The sequence below is a fragment of the Niallia sp. M35 genome (assembly GCF_050971705.1).
Classification (GTDB): domain Bacteria; phylum Bacillota; class Bacilli; order Bacillales; family Cytobacillaceae; genus Niallia; species Niallia circulans_A.
The window spans coordinates 25,468-48,536 of sequence record NZ_JBPCEP010000014.1 but is presented as its reverse complement, the minus strand read 5'-3'; the positions used below and the strand labels follow the sequence as shown (position 1 = coordinate 48,536).

At 33.7% G+C, this 23,069-nt stretch carries 26 protein-coding genes and 1 other annotated feature; of the genes, 19 read left to right on the top strand and 7 right to left on the bottom strand.

Annotated elements, in window-relative coordinates:
* The first annotated feature begins 122 nt into the window (after positions 1–122).
* The 4 genes from NiCM35_RS19290 (at position 123) to NiCM35_RS19275 (ending at position 4,854) form a co-directional block, all read left to right on the top strand.
* Positions 123–875 (top strand): ABC transporter ATP-binding protein, encoded by a 753-nt coding sequence (locus tag NiCM35_RS19290; RefSeq protein WP_433780576.1) that lies wholly within the window; start codon positions 123–125, stop codon positions 873–875.
* Positions 872–3,400 (top strand): FtsX-like permease family protein, encoded by a 2,529-nt coding sequence (locus NiCM35_RS19285; RefSeq protein WP_433780574.1) that lies wholly within the window; start codon positions 872–874, stop codon positions 3,398–3,400. Before NiCM35_RS19290 ends, NiCM35_RS19285 begins: the two co-directional genes overlap by 4 nt.
* Positions 3,401–4,163: 763 nt before the next feature.
* Positions 4,164–4,367: a helix-turn-helix transcriptional regulator gene (locus NiCM35_RS19280; protein WP_163188100.1), complete on the top strand. Its 204-nt coding sequence runs from the start codon at positions 4,164–4,166 to the stop codon at positions 4,365–4,367.
* On the top strand, positions 4,357–4,854 hold the full coding sequence (locus NiCM35_RS19275) for a DUF3278 domain-containing protein (protein WP_371473764.1): 498 nt from the start codon (positions 4,357–4,359) through the stop codon (positions 4,852–4,854). Before NiCM35_RS19280 ends, NiCM35_RS19275 begins: the two co-directional genes overlap by 11 nt.
* A 373-nt stretch (positions 4,855–5,227) precedes the next feature.
* On the opposite strand, the gene NiCM35_RS19270 is transcribed toward NiCM35_RS19275, so the two are convergent.
* Entirely contained in the window at positions 5,228–6,448 is a 1,221-nt protein-coding gene (locus tag NiCM35_RS19270; RefSeq protein WP_164463796.1) for an MFS transporter, read from the bottom strand.
* Positions 6,449–6,514: 66 nt separating this feature from the next.
* Positions 6,515–6,770: a binding site (T-box leader), on the bottom strand.
* Positions 6,771–7,074: 304 nt separating this feature from the next.
* Between NiCM35_RS19270 and NiCM35_RS19265 the strand changes: the two genes are divergently transcribed.
* Together NiCM35_RS19265 and NiCM35_RS19260 are read left to right on the top strand one after the other, a co-directional pair.
* Entirely contained in the window at positions 7,075–7,380 is a 306-nt protein-coding gene (locus tag NiCM35_RS19265) for an ArsR/SmtB family transcription factor (RefSeq protein ID WP_095334221.1), read from the top strand.
* A gap of 101 nt (positions 7,381–7,481) precedes the next feature.
* On the top strand, positions 7,482–8,630 hold the full coding sequence (locus tag NiCM35_RS19260; protein WP_371473803.1) for an MFS transporter: 1,149 nt from the start codon (positions 7,482–7,484) through the stop codon (positions 8,628–8,630).
* A gap of 96 nt (positions 8,631–8,726) precedes the next feature.
* Here the strand turns inward: NiCM35_RS19260 and NiCM35_RS19255 are convergent, their stop codons facing one another.
* Positions 8,727–9,635, bottom strand: coding sequence for an alpha/beta hydrolase (locus NiCM35_RS19255; protein WP_095334219.1), 909 nt, complete (start codon positions 9,633–9,635; stop codon positions 8,727–8,729).
* A 224-nt stretch (positions 9,636–9,859) separates the two neighbouring features.
* Positions 9,860–9,994: a hypothetical protein gene (locus tag NiCM35_RS19250; RefSeq protein ID WP_433780665.1), complete on the bottom strand. Its 135-nt coding sequence runs from the start codon at positions 9,992–9,994 to the stop codon at positions 9,860–9,862.
* Positions 9,995–10,115: 121 nt separating this feature from the next.
* Between NiCM35_RS19250 and NiCM35_RS19245 the strand changes: the two genes are divergently transcribed.
* The gene (locus tag NiCM35_RS19245; protein WP_341182236.1) at positions 10,116–10,565 is read left to right on the top strand and encodes an OsmC family protein; all 450 of its coding nucleotides are present in this window, start codon (positions 10,116–10,118) and stop codon (positions 10,563–10,565) included.
* Between the two features lie 25 nt (positions 10,566–10,590).
* Positions 10,591–10,839, top strand: coding sequence for a YqkE family protein (locus tag NiCM35_RS19240; protein ID WP_371473773.1), 249 nt, complete (start codon positions 10,591–10,593; stop codon positions 10,837–10,839).
* 40 nt (positions 10,840–10,879) lie between these two features.
* On the opposite strand, the gene NiCM35_RS19235 is transcribed toward NiCM35_RS19240, so the two are convergent.
* Positions 10,880–11,194, bottom strand: a complete 315-nt coding sequence (locus tag NiCM35_RS19235; RefSeq protein ID WP_433780571.1) for a hypothetical protein — start codon at positions 11,192–11,194, stop codon at positions 10,880–10,882.
* Positions 11,195–11,387: 193 nt separating this feature from the next.
* Between NiCM35_RS19235 and NiCM35_RS19230 the strand changes: the two genes are divergently transcribed.
* On the top strand, positions 11,388–11,900 hold the full coding sequence (locus NiCM35_RS19230) for a ribonuclease FAU-1 family protein (RefSeq protein WP_235850364.1): 513 nt from the start codon (positions 11,388–11,390) through the stop codon (positions 11,898–11,900).
* A 9-nt stretch (positions 11,901–11,909) separates the two neighbouring features.
* Entirely contained in the window at positions 11,910–12,296 is a 387-nt protein-coding gene (locus tag NiCM35_RS19225) for a short-chain dehydrogenase (RefSeq protein ID WP_413230972.1), read from the top strand.
* A 536-nt stretch (positions 12,297–12,832) separates the two neighbouring features.
* On the opposite strand, the gene NiCM35_RS19220 is transcribed toward NiCM35_RS19225, so the two are convergent.
* The 3 genes from NiCM35_RS19220 to NiCM35_RS19210 form a co-directional block, all read right to left on the bottom strand.
* A complete protein-coding gene (locus tag NiCM35_RS19220) occupies positions 12,833–13,273 on the bottom strand; it encodes a hypothetical protein (protein ID WP_095334210.1) in 441 nt (146 codons plus the stop codon).
* Positions 13,270–13,476 (bottom strand): helix-turn-helix transcriptional regulator, encoded by a 207-nt coding sequence (locus tag NiCM35_RS19215; protein ID WP_047941067.1) that lies wholly within the window; start codon positions 13,474–13,476, stop codon positions 13,270–13,272. Before NiCM35_RS19215 ends, NiCM35_RS19220 begins: the two co-directional genes overlap by 4 nt.
* A 141-nt stretch (positions 13,477–13,617) precedes the next feature.
* Positions 13,618–14,505, bottom strand: a complete 888-nt coding sequence (locus NiCM35_RS19210; RefSeq protein ID WP_433780568.1) for a ribokinase — start codon at positions 14,503–14,505, stop codon at positions 13,618–13,620.
* A 186-nt stretch (positions 14,506–14,691) separates the two neighbouring features.
* Between NiCM35_RS19210 and NiCM35_RS19205 the strand changes: the two genes are divergently transcribed.
* The 9 genes from NiCM35_RS19205 (at position 14,692) to NiCM35_RS19165 (ending at position 23,068) form a co-directional block, all read left to right on the top strand.
* On the top strand, positions 14,692–15,243 hold the full coding sequence (locus NiCM35_RS19205; protein WP_095334207.1) for a short-chain dehydrogenase: 552 nt from the start codon (positions 14,692–14,694) through the stop codon (positions 15,241–15,243).
* A gap of 31 nt (positions 15,244–15,274) precedes the next feature.
* Complete coding sequence (locus NiCM35_RS19200) at positions 15,275–15,604, top strand: HIT domain-containing protein (RefSeq protein WP_433780567.1); 330 nt, start codon at positions 15,275–15,277, stop codon at positions 15,602–15,604.
* Between the two features lie 216 nt (positions 15,605–15,820).
* Positions 15,821–16,429 carry a histidine phosphatase family protein gene (locus tag NiCM35_RS19195; RefSeq protein WP_433780566.1) on the top strand — a complete coding sequence of 203 codons (609 nt, stop codon included), beginning with the start codon at positions 15,821–15,823 and terminating at the stop codon, positions 16,427–16,429.
* A gap of 284 nt (positions 16,430–16,713) precedes the next feature.
* Positions 16,714–19,113 (top strand): YncE family protein, encoded by a 2,400-nt coding sequence (locus NiCM35_RS19190; protein ID WP_433780564.1) that lies wholly within the window; start codon positions 16,714–16,716, stop codon positions 19,111–19,113.
* 127 nt (positions 19,114–19,240) lie between these two features.
* A complete protein-coding gene (locus NiCM35_RS19185; RefSeq protein ID WP_123259255.1) occupies positions 19,241–20,002 on the top strand; it encodes a GNAT family N-acetyltransferase in 762 nt (253 codons plus the stop codon).
* A 127-nt stretch (positions 20,003–20,129) separates the two neighbouring features.
* Positions 20,130–20,660 carry an RNA polymerase sigma factor gene (locus tag NiCM35_RS19180; protein WP_433780562.1) on the top strand — a complete coding sequence of 177 codons (531 nt, stop codon included), beginning with the start codon at positions 20,130–20,132 and terminating at the stop codon, positions 20,658–20,660.
* A complete protein-coding gene (locus NiCM35_RS19175; protein WP_341160823.1) occupies positions 20,644–21,357 on the top strand; it encodes a DUF4367 domain-containing protein in 714 nt (237 codons plus the stop codon). Before NiCM35_RS19180 ends, NiCM35_RS19175 begins: the two co-directional genes overlap by 17 nt.
* 412 nt (positions 21,358–21,769) lie before the next feature.
* Positions 21,770–22,171 (top strand): GNAT family N-acetyltransferase, encoded by a 402-nt coding sequence (locus NiCM35_RS19170; RefSeq protein ID WP_123257881.1) that lies wholly within the window; start codon positions 21,770–21,772, stop codon positions 22,169–22,171.
* A 42-nt stretch (positions 22,172–22,213) separates the two neighbouring features.
* Complete coding sequence (locus tag NiCM35_RS19165; RefSeq protein ID WP_433780559.1) at positions 22,214–23,068, top strand: DUF2785 domain-containing protein; 855 nt, start codon at positions 22,214–22,216, stop codon at positions 23,066–23,068.
* Position 23,069: the final 1 nt, after the last annotated feature.

Below are 23,069 nucleotides of genomic sequence, written 5' to 3'. Positions count from 1 at the left end.
AGTAAACGCAGGTAACTATTTTATTTTGATAGTAAATGAATGTTTCTTGATAGAATCTTGATAAATCTCTGATCCTGCCTTTATATTGCCTAATTATAATGGGAATGAAGGAGGGATTCACAATGAAAGTTCTAGAAGTCAACAGACTATCAAAAAAATATGGACATGGTCTAAGTGAAATAAGAGCTCTTGAGCAAATAAATTTAGAGGTTGAAAAGGGGGAATTTGTTGCAATAATGGGAACAAGTGGTTCAGGAAAATCGACATTGTTAAATATGATATCTGGGCTGGACACTTACGATGAAGGGGAGGTTCTTATAAGTGGTGAAAATATAAAAGGATATTCCGATTATCAATTGACACGCTTACGAAGTGAAAAAATAGGGTTTATTTTTCAATTTTTCCATTTAATCCCTGTGTTATCAGTATTAGAGAATGTTACCTTGCCAGGTATGCTAAAGCAACACAAAAAAGGAGACATAGAGAAAAAAGCCATTGATATATTACGTTTAGTCGGATTAGGCTCATTTATCCATTCTAAACCAACCCTGTTGTCAGGTGGTCAACAACAAAGGGTAGCAATTGCCAGAGCACTAATAAATGAACCTGACTTGATTCTGGCAGATGAACCTACAGGAAGTCTTGATTCAAAAACATCAAAAGAAATGATGGCAATCCTGCAAAGATTTAGTCATACCTTACATCATACTATCGTGCTGGTAACACATGATCCAACTGTTGCGGCCTATGCAGATCGTGTAGTTTTTATGAGTGATGGGAAAATTGCGGATGTGCTTTCATTAGCTAACACGAATCTAGAATGTCAGGAGAAAATAAGAATTATCTCCTCGAAAGTAGAGGGTTTAGGTGTATGAAGCAATTATGTAAAGCAGCAGGGAAATTCTTGTTATTCCATAAAACGAGACATCTTTTTTTGATTATTGGTGTGACATTAGGTGTTGCCTTAATTATTGCTATACAAGTATTAATTGCTAGTATTGAAGCATCCAATGAAATAGCAATTAAGGAACAATATGGAGACTATGATTTAGTAGTAGGATATCAGACGGCAGAGAAATCTGTTTCAGCAGGTGAAATAGAAGAAATGAAAAATCTAGAATCTGTTGAGAAAACTACTCGCTTTCTATATCCATATTTAGACAAAGAGTCGGAAATGAATATGTTGGGGGAACCAATATATGCAGGTTTTGAGAATGAAGAATTAGCATTTGAATATCCGGTTGTCTCACTAGCAAAAGGTGCATTTCCCCAAAAAGAGGAAGTATTGGTTTCTTCCCAATATGCGAAACAACATCAATTAGAAATAGGCTCAACTGTGGAAATGAAATTTCCTCCTAATGGTACGAAAGAAGTGACTATCTCTGGATTTACTGTTGATAATCAAGCACTAAGTAATATGGCTATTTTTGATTATGAATGGCTTCAAGAAGCAACTTCTAAAAAGAATCATACGACGGCAGTGATTATCCAATTGGACAATCATGAAAATAAGCAAATGGTCATTAATCAATTACGTCAAATAAATCCAGAGTTTTTTATCGACTCACGCAGTGAAATCGATAAGGAGCGAGAAAATATCGGCGGGATTGGTCCAGTTATTCAAGGTCTCAACATTGCCATTTATCTAGTTAGTGCTTTAATTATCATTAGTACGATGCGTATGTCAGTTCAAGAGAAGCAAAAGGAATTGGCGACATTAAGAATATTAGGTTTTGAAAGAAAGCATATCTACTGTCTTGTACTGATTGAATCCTTGATATTAGGATTCATATCTTTAGTCGCAGGATTAATTATTGGGATTTTGCTTCCTGTAGGAGCACTCGATTTCTTTATAGATAGAATGAATGTCGGGCAAGGTGTGATTATCTTCCCATGGTCTGACTTGTTAATGAATTTAGGAATATTTAGCCTTGTCATTTTATTTTCTTCACTTGTTCCTGCTTATCAAGCAAGTTTAGCACCGCCGGTAGTTGCTTATCGTGGTTCAAGCAAAGTTCAGGCTTTATCCAAAAGATATACCGTAATAAGTATAGCTATTAGCTTGGTTACTGCTGTTGCCTATTTGATAAATGTTTACTTCATACAGAGCAAATCAATGTTTGTGATAAACGGAGTGTTATTCATTGTTTGTGCGTTTACGAGTATACCGCTTATGTTTGCTTTCAGTGTTAAATTGTTAGATTGGATTGCTAAGTTTATTAGGATACCAGTAGAATTTCTATTAGCCGCTCGAAATTTATTAAGGCAATTAAACAGGAATGTACAGCTTTCAGCCATTTTTACAATTGGTATTGTCATTACGGTAATTGGAATGGTTATTTTAACTACTATAAAAGATGAAACGACTGATATGATAAAAGAGAACAATCCAAACGATTTGAGAGTAATTTCCGTTGCTTCAGAATTAGCAGAAGGATTTCCGTACTCTTTCTATGAAAAAGTGGAGAAAGATCCTGATCTAGAAGCATTTTACTATACGAATGAAGTGGTTTTCTTAATAGAAAATCTCCCTCCAAATAAAAGGGAATTGTCTGAAGTAGTATTAGGCATTAGTGGAACAGACCTTCAACATAGTTTTGATTCTGGTAGTATTAAGACTGATGGTTTATCAACTCCAGAAGAGATGAGTGAAAATGGCGTTATGCTAACAGAACAAACGGCTGAGGAGTATGGATTTAATATAGGAGATACTATTATAGTGAATGTGTCAGAGGATTTTAATGAGTTAGATGAAAAAGAGTTTGTAGTAGAAGGAATTATTACTGATACCGAGCATATTGGGGATGCTGACTATCATTTTTTTACAACTAGAGAAAATATGAAAGCAATGTTTGGGATTGACACACTTTATCAGGTAGAAATGAACATTCTGCATGGAGATAAGAAAGAAAAAGTTAAGTTGATTCAATCCTTATTACAGGATCCTGCATATTCCAATACAATTCTCTATAGCCGTGCTGAAGAGTTGGCAGAGTTGGAGCAGCAGTTCCTTCAACGAGTATTCCTTCTTTACTTGGCAGTAGCCATGATGATTATATTTACTGTTATTGGGTTAATGAACAGTACTGCCAGCAGTATTAAGGAAAGACTGAAAGAACTTAGTATGTTGCGAGTATTGGGGAGTACTAAGAAGAGGTTACTTTCATTATTACTAATGGAAGGCGCATTACTAACAACAACAGCTGGTGTATTAGCGATTGGATTATCTACTTTATCGACATATTGCTTCATTCAAGGCTTGGATGCCAATACATTTGCAGTATTACCAAAACTTCTGTTGGGATTATTTTTATTATCACCTTTGATTGGTTTAGGAGCCGTCTTAATTCCCGCACTATGGGCAACAAGATTAGACCTAATGAAAGGAATGAGAGAATAACTTGATTAAATTTGATAAAGTTATAGTTTTAAATCTCTTGATAACAAATTAATTGATTGCGGCTTGCTTTTTTCAAAAGTTCCAGTTATTAATGTGGTTCTTAAGCTGTTTATTGTGTAGAAAATGGAGCAAGTTTGTAAAATAAAAAGAAATAAAGAGACTGGGACATAAGTATTTCAATTAAATTTAATCTCGAACAATTATACGTACACACTAAAAAAAATTCGTATAATTGTTTGGTTTTTTTATTTATTTTAAGAAAGAAGTTTTGTGGTAATCGCACGCAGACTGAATACACTGCGCTTTCCATGGGGCGAGCGCCAAGCCTCCTCGTCACTACGTTCCAGCGGGGTCTTGGACTTTCTCGCAGCTCCCATAGGAGTCTCCGTGTATTCAGTCTGCTCCGTTTTATTTTCTTTTGAAAAAAATGCTGGAACTAAATAATCTTTAAAAACGGAGTGAAATGGAGCGGAGGACACTCAACTCCTGCGGGAAGTAGAGCAAAGCCTAAGACCCCACAGGCTTGAAGCCGAGGAGGCTTAGGTTGCTCCCCGCGGAAAGGGAGTGTCTGTAGCGTAATGGAACGAATTGGTTTCCCTACTAATTTAGAGATTGTTCGTCTTTATCCATTAATTATTTTGTTATGTCCCACTCTCTTTTTAGTTGGGATAACTAGTCTATGAAAAAATGTCATGTATAATTGACATTTTATCAAAATGTCATATATAATGTACTTATAGGTCTTCGTGAAAGGATGTCTAACTTGAACAGGGTCAAAGAGTATAGGAAACATTGCAGTTTAACCCAAATTGAACTCGCTAAGAAAGTAGGTGTAGCAAGACAGACCATTAATTTAATTGAGAATGATAAATATAATCCCTCTTTGTCTTTATGTATTTCCTTAGCCAAGGAGCTTAACACAGACCTTAATACACTATTTTGGGAGGATAATACTAATGAGGAATAAGATACTTAATCGTTTTATAGGGGTTTATGATGATCGAGATGAATACCAGCTCTATGAAATCCATAAAGAATTAGCCTTTTCTGGAATTATGCTGTGGTATTTGACTACACTATTAATGATTATTAGTCTCATTATCGACACAATTCATCATACACTTTCATTTGCAACTCCTTCGCTTTTCATTGTTAATATGATTTATGCAATTTTGACACTTATAAAAATAAGAAAAAAGCAGCTTGATGAAACGGATTGTGCTTCTATAGAAGAGTACGAAGAAAAGAAAAAGCAATTGAAAAAAACGTCATTCCTAGCTGGCATTCAATGGGGCTTAAGTATGTTAATTTTGATGGAATATGTATTTCCGTATTTGTCAACAGGTGAATTAAACCTTGAGTGGTGGAACGTATTAATCTGGCTTTTAGGTGGAATGTTATTTGGTATGACAATGTATTTGTTCTCTAAATCAAAGCTGCAGAAACACTTTTGATATAGTTCGGCTTTCGCTGTAAGATCCTGAACATATGATACTTGCTTATAAAGGGAGCTTATGATCCAAAAGGGTATAATAAAACGAAGATAATACTAATTATTGAGAGACATAGAAACATGGAAAAAGATTGTATTTATTATTTTAGCTGTATTATCTCATGTTTCTTTCATTTGGCTGTCCTTAACTAATGTTGAATACAATAATGCTGGAAATGCAGACAAAAAGAATTACTCGTATTCCTAATAAAAAATTAGTTTAGTTTGCTGGCAAAAGTCCTTGAGAGTAATCCCATTCTCAAGGACTTTTGTATTTTTGCTGTATTCAAGATCTAATTATAAAGAAAAGCATTAACCAGTATATGTATTCAATATTATTCCTCCATATAAAACGCTGCTTTCGAAGGCCGTGTATTAAAGATAAATAATATAATCGTTACTGCAAACATTATGATGCTTCCTAATATGATAACAGACTTAATGGAAATCATTTCAGCCATTATCCCAAAAAGTATGGTCGAAATAATGATAAAAAAGGCTTCAATGCATCTGTACACACTGCCAACCCTTCCCATTACATGTACGGGAATATTCTTTTGATAAAATGTGTTAAATCCTGTGTTGAGAAAAGCCATCGAAAAGGAAAGAACAAAAAAACCAATTGCCGCTATCAAAAAATTAGCGGAAAATGCATAAATCATATACCCGACTGATACCATCAAGGATCCAAGTCCAATCAGCCAAGAGGTAGCAACCTTTTTAACAATTATGATATTAACTAGTGCGCCAACAATTATCCCCGCACCAGCAATACTCACGAGAAATCCATAATCTCTCTCTGACAATAGAAGTACTTCTCTTGAAAACGCTGCTTCCAGTGAATCTACTGCAGTTGCTAAAACCATTATTGTACTAAAGAGTAAATAAATAATGATAATATAGAGATGGTTCCGGCTAAAATCTACAACTAATCTCCAATCTTGTCTTAAAATCTTTAAAGATATTTTTTTATCTTCTGTTTCAATAAAATCATTTCTTTCAATATTTGGCAGAATAAGTGTGATAAGAGCTGAAATGAAAAGAGCTATTGCATTACTATAGATGGCAAAATTAGGTGTACCAATCATAAATAGCATTCCCGCAATGGCAGGTCCTATCACAAATGCTCCAGAATCAATTAAGCTTCGAAGTGAATTAAACCTTTTTCTTTGATCTGGAGGAATTAACTTGGTAATGTACGGTACTGACGTTTGTTCATACATGGAACTAGCTACATTAATAAAAAAAACGATTGTATAAATGGCAGAAAGAGATGATAGGGAAGGCAATAAGGCAATGAACACTGCTTGGAATATGTTCAGCAAAACCATCAAATGCTTTTTATTCAATCGGTCTATTAAACTACCGGACCAAAAGTTTGTAAAAAATGCAGATAGAGCCCTAAGTATATATAACCCCGAAACAGCAAGTACCCCCATCCTATCAAGAACGATTAAATTTAGCGCTATAAAATAGACCCATTCTCCAATACTGGAAATACCAATGCTTGATAATAAGATAGAAGGGTATTTCCACGACTTCACTAACTTGTTTATACGCAATTTATTTCCTCCTTAAAATGCAAAATTGGATAATAAAAAAACTCACCCCCAAGATTTAGTCTTGAGGACGAGTTGCTGCGCGCCGTGGTGCCACCCCAGTTTGACAATATGTTACCATATTGTCCTTTGTAGGTACGGTATGAAGAACATACATATACCCTAGCTCGATAACAGGAGCATCTGTCACACCATCACCCATATGGATCCGATGTGCCGCTCAGAGGCTTGCTTCCAACCATTATTCTTACTCCTTTCCACCAACAGGAGCTCTCTTTGAAGAATTGCATGATTGTACTCTTCTCTTCATCGCATGTATTTGTTTGTGGCATTTTAATGTTATTTACCATATCAAACCTTCGCGGGGATGTAAAGAAATTTTAATATGAATGTGTATATTTACTTTTTTTGAAGGGGCAAGGTAGCTCTATTGTATTTACGATAACAGGGGGTACTTCAATTTCTGCAAGCTATGCAAGTGCTTAAAAAGCCATATGACTATTGAGTTCTTCTAATAACTCCTGCGTATCAATGATGTATTGAAATCTTAATGAAATAAAGGCTATATTTTGTGATAATAGTATACTAGTAAGTTTACCAAACTTGCTATATTTTTCAATAAAATGTATGATAGTTTTATGATTATCGAACAAAAAAATAAAGATCAAATTAAAGTACAAATATTTAAGGCTTTGGCTGATGAATCCCGACTAGAAATTATCCGGATTCTTAGAGATCAAAAAACAGAATTAAGTTGTGGAGAGGTAGGTGAAAAAATTAATATTACAAAATCAACAGCTTCATACCATTTTAAAACTCTAAGAGAGGCGGGACTAACATCAACTCGTAAAGAAACTCGAAATAAGTATGTTAAATTAAATTTGGACACGTTTGAGAAGTATTTACCTGGTTTCCTAGATTCATTGTAATCTAGGGTGTTTTTTTGCAATACAGTTCGATAATCATTAAACTATAGAACAATGGAGTGACAGTTTTGAATAAGAAAATATCTATTACTTTTTTCTTAATTATGTTTGTTATTGGTACTGATACTTTTTTAATATCGCCACTAATCCCAACTTTACAAAGTGCTTATCACATACCGATAAGTTGGTCAGGATGGTTGGTAAGCAGTTATGCTTTGGGATATGCCATTTTTGCTTTAATAGCAGGACCAATCTCTGATGGAGCAAATCGCAAGAAAATAATGATTGTTGGTTTGGCTGGATTTTCTATATCCACTTTTATGTGTGGACTGGCAGCAAACTTTTGGACCATGATTATATTTAGATTGTTGGCAGGAATAAGTGCTGCTTTTGTAACACCGCAAGTCTGGGCTTCGATCCCCATTTTGTCTAGGCAGCAAGACATTATAAAAATAATGGGCTATGCAACTGGCGGTTTGGCTTTTTCTCAATTAATAGGAATTCCGATTGGAAGTTTATTGGCAACCTTTAGCTGGCATACCCCTTTTTACATAATTTCTTTTTTTTCTATTTTTTTGATTGTAGTTGTTTTCTATTTTATGCCTTCCATTAAAGCCATAAAGGATAGTGAAAAACAATCAGTTTTCAAGCGATATCGAGGTATATTTAAAACGGAAAATTCCATAAAATATTTCACAGCTTATTTTATATTCCAAGTAGGTAATTTTGCTGTATTCTCTTATATTGGTACTTGGTTTTCCAATCGTTTTTCGTTAAATGTATCTGAAATTGGCTTAGCAATGATGGTATTAGGACTTGGCAATATTATTGGCTCTTTTTTTGGGAGTGGATTGGTGAAAAAGTTAGGAGAACCAAAATCTTTACTCGCAGCCTTAGTAATGTTAATTTTGTTTTACTCAGCACTTCCATTTGTACCCAATTTGTTTATAGGGGAGTTGTTTTTCTTTTTCATATTCTTAATTAACGGAACTCTTTTTCCAGTATTTATGAGTATTTTGCAAAGCTTAACACACTCAGCTCGTGGGACTGTTTCCTCTTTAGCGAATGCTGCTATGTATGCGGGGACAACCATTGGCGGAGTTATTGGAGGGATTCTTTTTAGCCGAATTTTTGGTTTTACAGCAATAACATTTTTTACGGTAATCATGTATTTAACCTCTATTCTCTTATATAAAAGCAGTGGATTATTTAAAAACAGGCAAGATGAGCTTTCCAAGAAGGCGATCTTATAACAAATAAAGAATTAATTATAAGAAAAGCCATCGTTTCGATGGCTTAATCTGAATACATTATTATTTAGTAGAATTAATGTTGTTAAGCCTTAAATTTTAACTTTGCACATATTCCTTTAAAAAGTCATCGACGGCTTTTTCATAAGCCTCTTTGTTTTCATTATAGCTTTGAGCATGTGTACCATTAACAGCGAAAAATAATTTTTTCGGCCCCTTTTTTTTATCGAAAAGTTTTTGTGTCATTTCTGGCAAGATAAAATCATCTTTCTTGCTATGGATAAATAACATCGGACTTTTTATTTTATCAATGACAGAGATAGGGGAAATATCTTTAATCGAATAGCGAGCTCTGGCACGTAAGAATAAATTAGCGATAGGAATAAAGACTTTTCCAGGCAGTTTTATTTCCTGTTTGATGACATAATTTAACAGCTCCTTGAAATCGGAAAAAGGACAATCTGCAATATAGAAATCGGCTCCATCCTCGATTCCTCCAGCATAAAGAATCATTGTTGCTGCACCCATCGATTCCCCATGAATCCCTAAAAGTATATCTTTTCCTTTTTCTCGTTTAAGCCAATCGACAATTTGCTTTAAGTCGAATTTTTCGTAATAGCCAAAGCTTGTATTTTTCCCGCCCGATTCTCCATGTCTGCGATGATCATAAATAATACCGTTGAAGCCTCTTTCTAAAAATAGGTTCATATACTTAATCGAACTCGTTTTATTTTCCGTGACTCCATGGGAAATAATGATATATTTCTTCGTATCAAAAGGCTCTACTAGGATTGCTTTTAAATCATAACCATAAGGAGATGGAATGGTAATTTCTTGTTTAGTTAAATTTTCATAAGAAACAGGGTCTAATCTACCAGCTTCTTTTTCTCTATTTACAATAAAATCATTGTCTTTTTTCTTCATATACATTAATCGATTGGAACAGTATAAACCAATGGAAGTAATAAATAATAACACAGAAAATAAATAACGAAACAGCTTTCTCAAACCGATTCCTCCAGTAAGTTGAAAAATTTAGCAGAAACTAATTTGAGTGTATCATTTCTTTAGAAAGAAACAAAATGGACAACTTCTTTAATTATTAAAAATTAGACGTATACAGATGCATGGTATGATAAAAAATTTTATGCGAAATGAAATAAATGGTTACAAATAAAGGCAGATGAGAGAGAAGAAGCCACACCTTCATAGAAGGTGTGGTGAAGAATAGATTATTGTTTAGAATTTTGTCTGTTTGTTGGATGAATGGCCTTTTCTAATTCTTCTACGGCAATTGTTTGTTTGACAGTATCTGCATTAGGCTTACCAGCTTGACTGTAGCCTTTGTCACGTTTCTGAGTCATCATTCTTTCCTCCTTGTGTAGAAGTGATGATACTAGCAATCGTCTTAGTATCCAATTCTCTAATATAACTTGAGTAAAAAAATATGTTATTATACATACAGCATAGTAAAAAGAAGGGTGAATTATGGCAGAACATCATTTTTATTTAAAAGCTGATTGGCCAGGATATCGAAATGATATTGGGACAATCGAAAGTGGCAATTTAAAAACAAAAATATCGATTCCAAAAGAAATGGAAGGACCTGGTGTCGGTACTAATCCAGATGAAATGCTTCTCGGAGCAGCAGCAACTTGCTTTATTATTACCCTTGCTGCAATGATGGAAAGAAGTAGACTTGAGAAGGAAAGTTTAACATTAGAATCAGAAGCAGTAGTTGATGTCACAAACGGTATATTTACTTACCAGAAAATTATTCATCGCCCGAAGATTGTGCTCAAAAAAGACGCTGCTGAAAAAGACATAAAGCTTGCGGCAAAACTTGCGCACAAGGCGGAAGCAAGCTGCATGATTACAAGAGCAATTAAAGGGAATGTAGAAGTCGAATTAGAAGAAACAATAGAACTTGCACTGTAAAATCCAAAGAAGGAGGGGGATTCAGATGGTAAAGCAGCGGAGACATGTACCAAAAACAAAACAGGAGGATAAGCCTGTTACATTAGGGGATCTTCTAAATGAACAGTTAGCAGATCAACTGAAAAATAAAAAGCAAGAACTAAAACAACAAGAAGAGGCCAAGCAAAAAGCAGAAGAAGAAAGAAAAAGAGAAGAACGTCGACAAAGAGAAAAAAATAAAAGTTTTGAAGAACTGTTAAATGAAAATGCAATGAATTGGAAGGATTTTAAGTAAGAAGAAAAGGATATCGATAAAGGTATCCTTTTTTTAATAATTACTTTATTTCTGTTGTTTTGGTGAAATTTTCTTCTTTTATTTGACTATTTTCTAGGGGAAGCAAAGCTTGGAATTCTTGAAATAACACAACAATTTCCGTTTGTTCATTGATTAAAGCAATATTGGCATCATAGTCTTGTTCAGTCTGATAGGTCGTGATTTCCAGCCATTTTGTCGGATCATCATTACTTTGTAAATAGGTTGTTGTTGAATTGATATACTTGCGATAGATGTTGCTTGCTTTCTCTTGAATATAGAAATATTCTTTGATTTTATCGATTGGTATATGATATTCATATACTTTTACATACATTTTCTCTCCTCCTTCGTTTTTAATTAATTTGTGATTCTTATTTTAGCATGTTTACAAAGCCATTTAGTGAGAATGTATCAAGATAAGAATATTTTGTGCTGAATATTCTGTGGATTTGATCTGGATAAATGTTTGTTTTGCCTATAATATAGGGGAAAAAGAGTTAAGTTGAATCGAATTTGGAGATGGTAGAGTGGTAAACTTGCAATTAAAGGGTAGAGAAAACATAGTCGAACGGAAAATTCGCTATGATTCTACTATAGAAGAATATCAATGCAAACTTCTTCAATCGGATAAAAGGAAAATCACCCTCTTGCATCAAGTGGAAAAGTCATTTGAAATGAGGAAAGGCAAACAAAAACTAGTTATTCCGAAAGGGACCTATACGTTTGCTTATTATTGGTTGGATCAGCCATATAATTTATATTTTTGGCGAGATACAACTGGAAAATATTTAGGAGCGTATTTCAATATTGTGAGAAAAAATTGGTTTCAAAATGATATGGTTATCTATGAAGATTTAATTATTGATATTGTCATTAAACCTAATCAAATGTATTATATTTTGGATCAAGAAGAATTACCTCAGCCCATTGAAACGTTTGAAAAAGGGTTTGTTCAAAAAGCATTACAACAATTGTTAAAGCGGAAAGATGGTATTCTTACAGAGGTTTCTAGAGAAACAGCAGATTTTTTTCGCTCATAAAATGGAGCTATGTACTTATTTAGCTTAAATTGGCGGAATTTATTTGAAAGGGTGAAAAGCTTGGCTATTACCCACGAATTTGGGATCATTCAAAATTTCAATAAACGGCATGTATATAATCATTACACCCCTGATCTTTATGATTGTATACCTGTAAATGATCATTTTATACAAGAGTTGATAAAACCATTAGCAATGATGAAAACATATTTCCATACATATGAACGACCGGCTAATGGTTTGGCCTATTACGGAATAACACTTATACCTCCTGAATCATTACCAATATTTTTAGATATTGTTGCGGATAAAAAATCAGGGGAGCTTATCGATCTAGCTCGAAAAATAACAGCAGCGCAGGAAGCAGAAAAATACATGATTCACTATGGGATTTAAGCCATAGTAAATCATGTATTTTTGTCGCTTTATTTTTTACTTTTACTTTGAAAATAAGGAATATCCAGAAACGTAAGACCTATTGCTAAGCCTAGACAGGTAAAAGAAAATGCAAAAGTCTTCTGATCCGGATGAAAAAAATAAGAAAATAGATAATTAACTAAGCTGAATAAGAGAAAAAAGCAAATACATTGCGATACCTTCTTCGCCAATAAAGACCAGCTAAAGTTTTTCTTCCACGTGAATACTGCCATCCATAGTAAGTAAAATATAAAACAAAATAGGAATATGATATATCCAATGATAAAATAAAAGGGAAACGTGGTATTAAAATCTTTATAGATAAAATAAAAAGCTATTCCAGTTAGGAGGAAAAAAATAATATATAAAAAAAGGGTTAGCCTGCTAAAAAAATTATTCATATTACACCTTTTTCTAACTTTTATTAATACTATGATTCTAGCATTACACTACAATAATTATAAGCGAAAGTGGTAGATTAATCCAGCAGGCTAAAATAAATGTCAGTAAGAGAGTTAAACTTCATCCTCATCATCCAAATCTCTTCCTTTTTTATTCCGTAAATAATAAGTATAAAGTACAGGTATGATCCCGCATATAAATACTATTCCGCCAATAAGAACACCATTTACGATACGCTCTCTATCAGAGAGGATTATCAGAATTCCAATAAGCACGGAAAGCAGAGTGACAATAGTAATAGAAAGAGATAGCCCCTTTTTAGGGTCCTTTTTGCTGTTTTCATGATCGACGCTTATATTCATTGATAGATAAGCTGAAATGATGCTAGTAATAATAAATACATACCATAACGGATTGTCTCTCATTCCAGCTAAGCCCTTTGTAATAAGGTCATAAGCTAATATGCCAATAATTCCAAGCGTTTGAATGATATAGGCTACTTTAATATTTTGTAAGTTTTTCATAATTAGACGTTCATCTTTTATTTTTTTCATTTTTCTTCCTCCTTGTCTACCCAAAATAATTCATCTAATGTTCTGTTGAGGGAATAACAGAGCTCAAGACAAAGTTTTAAAGTAGGATTGTATTTTCCTTTTTCAATAAGACTGATTGTTTGACGAGTAACGCCAATCTTATCCGCTAATTGCTGCTGGGTTAAATCTGCTTGAATTCTTGCAATTTTAATATGGTTCTTCAAGGCAATCCTCCTTATTGATGGAATGTATATATTACATTATAACCAATATATATTACTTAATGCAACATATATATTCCGTTTGGTGGTTATTGATCCATAAAAAAGAGAGAATCACTACTTAAATTCTCTCTTTTTAATCATCTATTTTTTAGTGAACGCCATTACTTCTTGCGAACTTGGAATAGAAGAGGAGGCCCCTTTCCGTGTTACAGCAATGGCAGCAGCTTTTGCAGCCATTTGCAAGGCACTTTTTATTTCCTCCTGCTGGGAAATTTGACTTAAAAAGTATCCTAAAAAGGTATCGCCAGCAGCGGTTGTATCAACTGCATCTACTTTAAAAGCGGCTTGTCTATGTTCTTCGACACTATCTTTATAAATTACGCCTTCTTTGCCCAATGTTAAGACGATTTTTAGCTGCTTGTTTAAGGATAAAAGTTTTTGAAAAATATTGTAATTTGTATGTTCGTTCGTAATGGCTTTTGCTTCTATTTCATTTAATATTAAGTAATCAATTTTTGAAAAATCTAGGGTGGTAATTGTCTCATCGATAGGTGATGGATTAAGGGCAATTTTTAATCCTCTTTTGTGCGCAGTTTCCACTATGTATGCTAAATCGTTTATTTCATTTTGCAATAACAGTAAATCGTTCTGGGAAAAATTCGCTAAAACTTGGTTAATATGATCGATCGTTATTTCTTTATTTGCTCCGCCTAATAAAAGAATACAGTTTTCTCCACTAGCAGAGACTTGAATAATGGCGTGGCCAGTTGTGTTCCCATTCTCATCAATCCAATCAACATTTACATTTGCTTCCGCTAATACTTCTTTTAAAAATAAGCCGTCTTTTCCAATATTTCCTCCGTGGTATACTTGTGCTCCAGCTTTAGCAAGTGCAATTGATTGATTTAATCCTTTTCCGCCTGGAAATTCATCATAATTCGTAGAAGATAAAGTTTCGCCAGCAGAAACAAAGTGAGGAACCGAATATACTTTATCAATATTTAAAGAACCAAAGTTCAAAATCTTCAAGTCTTTCACCCCATAGTTTTTAACTTATTTATAGAATATCACTGATTCTACTTTAAATAAACGGGTTAAGTTTGTTAAAGTAATAAGATAAGAGGAATTATTAGGAAATTTTAGGAGCGTTTTGGGTAGTAAGCAAGAAATGATAAATGATTGGGTAAAGGCTGATTTAAAAGGAGGAGTAATAATATGAAGCATGCCTTAATTATTGGAGGCACAGGAATGCTTTTTGATGTGTCTGGATGGCTGGCTGAGCAAGAGGATTGCAGATTATCTATTGTTGGCAGAAAAGCTGCCCCAATAAATAGTTTAATAGATATCCTGGACGATAAAACGAAAATAACCCCCTTGCTGGTTGATTATACAAATCACACTGCGTTTAGGGAGAAATTAGAATGGACTATACAACAGAATGGACCAATTGATTTGGTTGTAGCATGGGTTCATTCGATAGGAAAAAATGCTTTGAATATAGTGAAGGACGAACTTTCCGAAAGCGGACAGAAATGGCGTTTGTTTCACATTACTGGGAGCAGTTCGGATTTGTCCAAAATAAAGAAGGAACTAACGATTCCCCCTAATTGCAGCTATCATCAGATTCAATTAGGATTTATTGTGGAGAATAGCGCTTCCAGATGGCTTACACATAAAGAGATTTCTGCTGGGGTGATCGATGCGATACAAAATAATTGGCAGAGAAAAATAGTAGGCGTAGTGGAACCATGGGAGAAGAGACCATAGACAATGTTTAAAAAGGAATGGAGGAAAAAAGATGACAGAAGATTTTTATTGTGATGAAGTTCTTAGTGGAAAAACAAAGGTTAGAAAAGTGATGGAAACAGAAAATGTGTTAGCGTATTATCATACAAAACCCTTTTATCCAGTTCATATAGTAGCAATTCCCAAAAAACACATCGCTTCTCTTATTGCATTAGAAGAAGGAGATAATCATTTACTATTGGAGCTTTTGGGCGTTGTAAAGCAAGTAGCTGCTAGTGTAACCAAGGAATATGGTGCATGCAGAGTTATCACCAATCTTGGCAAGTATCAAGACTCCAAACATCTTCATTGGCATATTGTTCACGGCAAACCGCTAAGGTAAATGGTCGAATCTAAAAAAATAGTAAAATATCATTATTCATTTTAAATACTGAATATTTCTGAAACGGAAATTATTTAATAAGGGAGATTACAAGCTAGGAAGGGGCGCCCCCTATCCTTATGTTCACTACTGAAAAAGGGTTTTATGAAAATTTCACCGGTAAAAGGAATAAAAACCATTTTGTTGTTCAGAAATGGTAGATTAGGAGATCTAGAAATGCTAACCCTTTACATAACAAGACATGGAGAAACACAGTGGAATATAGAAAAAAGAATGCAAGGATGGAGTGATTCAGACTTAACGGAAAAAGGAAAAAAGAATGCAGTATTATTAGGTGAAAGATTGAAAGAGATAGAATTTGTTGCAATCTATACAAGCCCTAGTAAAAGAACGGTCGCAACAGCGAACCTTATAAAAGGAGATAGGCAGATTCCGATTATTTTAGATGATCATTTAAAAGAAATTAATATGGGAAAATGGGAAGGAAAGAAAGCAGAATATTTGAAAGACAGCTATCCAGAAGCATTTGATTTCTTTTGGAATGCCCCTCATCGTTACAAATCCAGCGATGGCGAAGATTTTTTTGCAGTGGAAAAGAGGGTTAAACAAGCATTAAATATAGTGAAAGAAAATTATGCTTCGGGTAATGTTCTGCTTGTAACGCACTCCGTGGTGATAAAGTTATTACTAGCAATTTTTAAAGAGCTGCCAATGGAGAAAATCTGGGAACCACCTTTTATTCATGATACTAGTCTTACTGTTATAGAAATCAAAGGTGATATGGGCAGGATTGTATTAGAAGGAGATCTATCACATAGGATGTAGAGATATTTTGACTACTCCTGTTTATATTTTTTACCACCATTTTATGCTTAAGGCATTAACTTTTTAGATGACTATTTTATATAAAATGTTGAGGACGGGAAAAAGATAAAATATGGAAGAAGATTACCGATAAAAAAGAAGAAAGGAGAATTAATGTCGTTTAAAATCAGCAAAAAAAGATTTAAAAATAATTGAAAGCTTGAATTTCAATTGTCTTTTATATTAAGTATAAAATTAATGAAACTAAACAACGATTATAGAGAGACTTACAGGGGGAGAGTTTTTTGCGAAAAAAAGTGCATTTATTTATAGCTATTATACTGCTGTTATCATTATTTGTTCCTTATGGTTCTAACAGCAAAATAAAGGCAGCTTCAAATGCGATATCGATTAATTTCCAAGCAGATGATGCAGTGATTGATCCAAATCGCCCATATATTTATATGGTAGAAACAGGTAAGCCTCTTTTGCAGAGAGTAAATTATCTAACGGGAGAAATAAAAAAGATAAATCTTAAATACCCAGCAGAAAAAGTGGAAGTATACAAGGACAAAGTCTATGTGACTCAGCATTTAATGAAACATTCATATTATACGGAAAAGGGCTTAAAAGGAGCCATTGCAGAAGTGGATGCCGGAAATTTTACTTTATTAGATACCTTTCCAATATCCACAGATCCATGGGATATTGCGATAGATCAGAATGGCTACCTTTATATAACTCCTGGTTCTAATCAATGGGAAACTATTAAGGTTTATTCCTTAAATTCGAAAAAAGAAGTAGCAGAAGATGCTGGCGATGATAATACATCCATTTACATGGAATCTAGTATTTCCTACAATGAAAAGTTACACCGTCTTTATACATTGGACTCAGAAACAAGTCCAATAGATGCCTATGCCTATCTAATTGATAATGGCAAGATTGTAGACCATTATGACTCCCCATATCACGGAGACTATCATTTAAGCTCGGAAATGGTTATAAGCCCAGACGGACAATATATGTACAATATGAATGGGGTTGTATTTCGTTTATCAACTGTACAAGAAGAGGATATGACTTTCGATTTTGAATATAGAATGGCCTATGATGAGGAAAATAATGAATATGAAACTTTTAATGACATTGCCTTTGATGATTCTGGAAGCAGAACTTATATAGCTAGTAGTTTTGGGGGGATAGATGTTTATGGCTATGGATCTGCCGATTATTACTATTCATTAAAAGAAGATTATTTTGTTCATTCTCTCTTTTATCAAAATGGATTAATTGCTATCTATGAAGATGAGAACGGAAATAATTATGTAGAGTATATGAAAAACACTGAGCCGTCTTCCTTTGAATTAACGGATTCATTGTTTTATGATGTTAAAAATGACGAGTGGGCAAGTTTAAGACAAGATAGTAGTAATCTGGAAATCGATTCTGAACTTTTATTCTTTTTTAATCAGGGGATTAGATGGAAGGATAGAAATGGAATAACTCTTATGGAGGGGGATAAGAAGATTCCTATTCAAATAGAGTCTGATGATAATTATTTGCATATACTCCCAGAATTATTAACAAAGGGAAAAAAATATAAATTAACGATAAATAAAAATGCTATTACCGGTTATGCAGGCAAAAGCTTGGATCGTGATATTGTCATAACATTTGGGACGATTGTTGAACCAGTGTCAGAGGTGTTTCTGGAAAAAGATAGTTCACAAGCGCCCAAGATGTATACATTTATTGGAGGAACTACGGGAGGAAGCAATCCTCTTTATGAGTTTTATATAAAAGAGGGAAATAGTTGGAAAAAAGTACAAAGTTATAGTAGGAATAATAAGCTAGAATGGCATCCAGCAAGTACTGGAACTTTTCAATTTAAAGTATACGCGAAAAGTTCTGGTAGTAGGAATCTTTATGATTCTGTACGCGAATTTAGCCAAAAAGTTACAGATACAATAAAGCCAAGTATTACTATTACACAAAAAACTAAGAAACCAACAAACCGAGATATAGAACTCGAAATAACCGCAAAGGATAATTTGGGAATTCGGTATATCCAGCTACCTGATGGGAAGAAAGTGAATAATGAAAACGTAAAGTATATGGTGAAAAAGAATGGAACATATACCTTTACTGTTGTAGATTTGGGAGGAAATAAACAGGTTAAGTCTATAACCATAAAAAATATCGATAAAACACCTCCAAACGAACCTCAAATTAAGGAAGTTACAGATAAGTCGACAACTGTATCAGGAAAAGGAGAAGTAAATGCAAAAGTTGTAGTACTGGCAGGTAAAAAGGAACTAGGAAAAAGTACCGTACAAAAAGATGGTCGTTTCCAAATAAAGATTTCAAAACAAAAGGCAGGAACCAAATTAGTAATTAAGATAATAGACGCAGCTGGGAATAGTACATCCAAAGCAATAAAAGTTATCGACAAAACTCCTCCAGCAATGCCAAAGATTACGACAAATGTAACATCGAAGACGACACTTATTGCTGGAAAAGCAGAAGCGAATGCAACTATTACTATTTATAATGGAAAGAAATTCGTGCAAAAAACAACAGCTGATGCAAAAGGTTCCTTTAAAATGACAATCAAAAAACAAAAGAAAAATACAAGCTTATTGATATATGCACAAGATAAGGCAAAGAATAAGAGTCAAGCAACAAAAATAAAAGTGAAATAAAATAATAGGATATCGTTTGTGTAAGGAAAGACGATATCCTATTATTATAGTTTTTTCCATCGTTTCTAAAATTCGAAGTTTTGGCAGAAATGAGTGAACATTTTGAGATGGGGAGTGGAGAAACATTTTGAATAAAATAGAGCTGATTGAATTAACCTCAGAAAATATACAAGCAAATGGCTGCTATTGTTTAAGAAGCAAACAGAAGTCAACAGGCTATCAAGCAAAAAAAGCATGGTTAATGGATCAATTTGGACAAGGATTGAAATATATTCAACTAATGGAGAATGACAAGCTCGCCGGTTTTATTGAATATACACCCATTGAACATTCCTCCAGAGTAGTATATGGGGAAAATTACTACATCATCCACTGTCTATGGGTAAATATAACGGGTAAAGGCTATGCAACTCAGCTAATTGAAAAGGTAATTCAAGATGCAAAAGATCATAAAAAGAATGGCGTTATCGTGGTAACAAATCCAACAACCTCTTGGACGCCAAGTAAGGAAGTTTTCTTAAAAAATGATTTCACTGAACTAGAAGATGCTCCCTATGGATTCGAGTTATTAGTCTACAAAATAAATGAAGCAGCAAATCCATATTTTCCGAATGATTGGGAAGAACGACTGACTCGTCATAACAATCAATTAACCATACTCCGTACAGCGCAATGCCCCTATATCGATATAGCCATCGATAATGTAATAGAAGCTGCTAGTAAATTACAAATAAAGGCAGAAATTCAGCATCTCCAAACACGTGAAGAATTATTAAAGCTGTCGCCAACTCCATATGGTGTTTATGGAGTAATTTTTAAGAATCAATTAGTCGCTTATCACCGGCTTACAGTTCATTCTGCGATGAAAAGAATGAAGGAATTTATATAAACAGAGAATTACCGAAAGTGGACCTCTTTGCAGGAATCCACTTTTTATTTTTGAAAATATTTAAAAAAAGTAAAACTTTTTAGAACTCTATCCGTCTATACATAGAATTTTTAATAAAGGAGGGGAAATGGTGGAAAATGAGAAAGATAAAATCATCTTTGAATGGTATGAAAAGTATGGAGAAGCTATTTTTAAATATATTTTCATCATGATTCAAGATTATCAGCAAGCAGAAGATTTAACAAACGATACTTTTTTGAAAGCTTTTATTCACTTGGATACATTTAAAAGGAATGCAAGTGAAAAAACGTGGCTGTATCGGATTGCTCATAATCTCACCGTCGATATGATTAGAAAAAAGAAGCCGGTAATACTGCTAAAAGAAGCTTTTCTATTCAATAAAGATAAGAATCCATTACCTGAAGAGATGCTGCAAATTAGAGAACAATCATTAGAAATTTATAAGGCGTTAAGTACTTTGAAATCAACTTATCGAGAAATCATTATTCTAAGAAAACTAAAAGAGTTCTCTATTGAAGAAACAGCAGGGATTTTAGGATGGTCAGAGGCTAAAGTGAAGTCAACTTTATTTCGAGCAATGAAAGCTTTGGAGAAAGAATTAAAAAAGGAGGGAGAATTAAATGGAAAAATTATATAAGGAACAACTAGATGAGGAATTGAGGGACTTAGAAGCTGATATATATTGGGATAAAGAACGAAAGAATACTTTGCATTTAAAGCTGAAAGAGCAGATGAAGAATAATCGGAAAACGAAAAATGCACTTCAACCATTCCCTTTTGTGGCAATTATAGGAGCAGCAGTGATCCTCTTTCTTTTCACTCATATGGAAATGGAATCACTCCCATTTGAAAAAGGGGGAGCAAAAAATGCAGCTTTCGATATGGAAGCGAACCGAGGTGAAAGAGTAGCTTTTACAGCTGAGGAGCAGATTAAACTTGAAAGTAAAACAACCGTATACCTGTCGGAAGAAGCAACTTTACCATATAACCTAAATACTAATAATCTATCTTCCATTGTAGTTGCCGGTGAACCAAAAATAAGTGCGAGAAAAGAAAAGAATTCTATTCTAGTTAATGTTGATTATCCGTTAAAGAATGGCCAAAATTTTTCTATCCGAACAGAAAAAAAGCCTAATAATATGCGAGGAAACGGAATAAACAGTGTAGTGAAAAAAGAATATGAGATCACGATTAATAATCAAGAGGCTGTTTTAGTAGATATGGAGAAAAAGCCAAAATTAATACTAAAAACAGATAGATACCAATATACTATCTCGGGTGTAAAAGATGTAAGAGATTTAATCAAAATTGCTGAAATGATTGAATTTTATTGAAGAACAGAATGATAAATTTGTGATTGGAAAATTAATTGTTATTGCTAGCGAGGAAAATCCGAATGGTAAAAATAAGGGAGAGTTAATACGTTGAGAAATAGGGGTTCTGTTGTTATGGATGTAAAACCTAATATCGTAGCTAAAAAAGTGCAAGAATATTTTGCTAGAAAGCATTCATCTTAGAAAAAGTGACCTTTTTATCGAAGGTCACTTTGCTTTTTTGGTTTTGGAAATTTAATCATATTTTGAGGTTTAATGGTATAATTTTGAAGGGGAGCGAATCGAGTTTTAATCTTAAACGCTTATGCTAAAAAAGCATCATAACAGGTTGAATGGAATGAATTTGAATTTTGGAAATTGTTCTTGGCTGACAAAATTGACAAATAAAATAAAAAATAAGTAGGCAGACGACATGAAAATAGAAATACGAACATCGCGAGAGAAACCAATAAAGGCTTGCGAGGTGATAGAACTATATAAAAATGCAGGATGGTGGAAGGAAAGAACGGAAAAGGATATAGAAAAAATGTTATCCCAAACATTTGCTGTAGGTGCATGGGAAAAGAACAAGCTCATTGGGTTTGCAAGAGCAATAACGGATGGGATTTTTAGAGCGTATATAGAGGATGTCGTTATTTCCAGCTCCTTTAATCGGAAAGGAATCGGCACAAAGCTAATTGCTAAAATGGTAGATGAATTATCCAATATTGATGTTATCAGTTTATTTTGTGAGGAAGATTTAATTCCCTTTTACAACAAGAATGAGTTCAAAAAAAGCAACTCACAGTTTGTCATGCATAAAGTAAACAGATGAAAAAGGGACATATATTTCCCTAGTTTTGATAGGAGGGAGAATTTGAATTTAATAGAAAATATATTTCCAATGAAGGAACAAGAGTTAAAGTACTTCTTAGCAAATAAAAAAATGAAAGAGATAGCATCGGATGAAAAAACAAAACAGAAAGTCATCCTGTCCATGCTTAAACATATTGGCTCCCCTGATAGCGAGTTAAGAGATAACTTGATTTATCAAACATTTTGTCAGTTTATATTGGAATCCAAACTAGATAACGATCTGTTAACTGAAATATTAGATATTTGTATAAGGGATCAATTTTTATTTAAAGGAATTATCGAAAAGAATACAGATTCTGTTTTCACTCGTTCTTTCACCTCTTTATTAATAGCACTTATACTTTATCAAGATAATCGCGATAATTTCTTATCAAGGGCAAAGGTTCTTGAAGTGAAAGATAAGTTGATTAGCTATGTAAATCTTGAAAAAGATGTAAGGGGATATGTTAGAGAAAAAGGATGGGCCCATAGTATGGCACATGTAGCTGATGCTTTCGATGAACTTGTCAAAAATACAAAAATGAAGCAAAGTAATTATCCGGAAATAGTGAGGGCGATTTTGGGTAAAATCTATCAGGCGGAAAGTGTTTATATTCATGATGAAGAAGGGCGCATGATTATTCCCATTGTACAAATGGCAGATAACGGGTTAGAGAAGTCAGTGTTGGAATCTTGGATAAAAAATAGGAGGAAGGAGTTAGAGAAAGATAAGAATGAATTAGAGGAAGTAAATTATTGGTTTTTGGTAGCAAATTACAAAAATTTCTTAAAAAGTTTATCGCTGACAATAATAGATAAACCTTCCTTATCTTCTCTACAGTCAGTCGTACTCCATGCTATAAAGGAGATTTATTAAC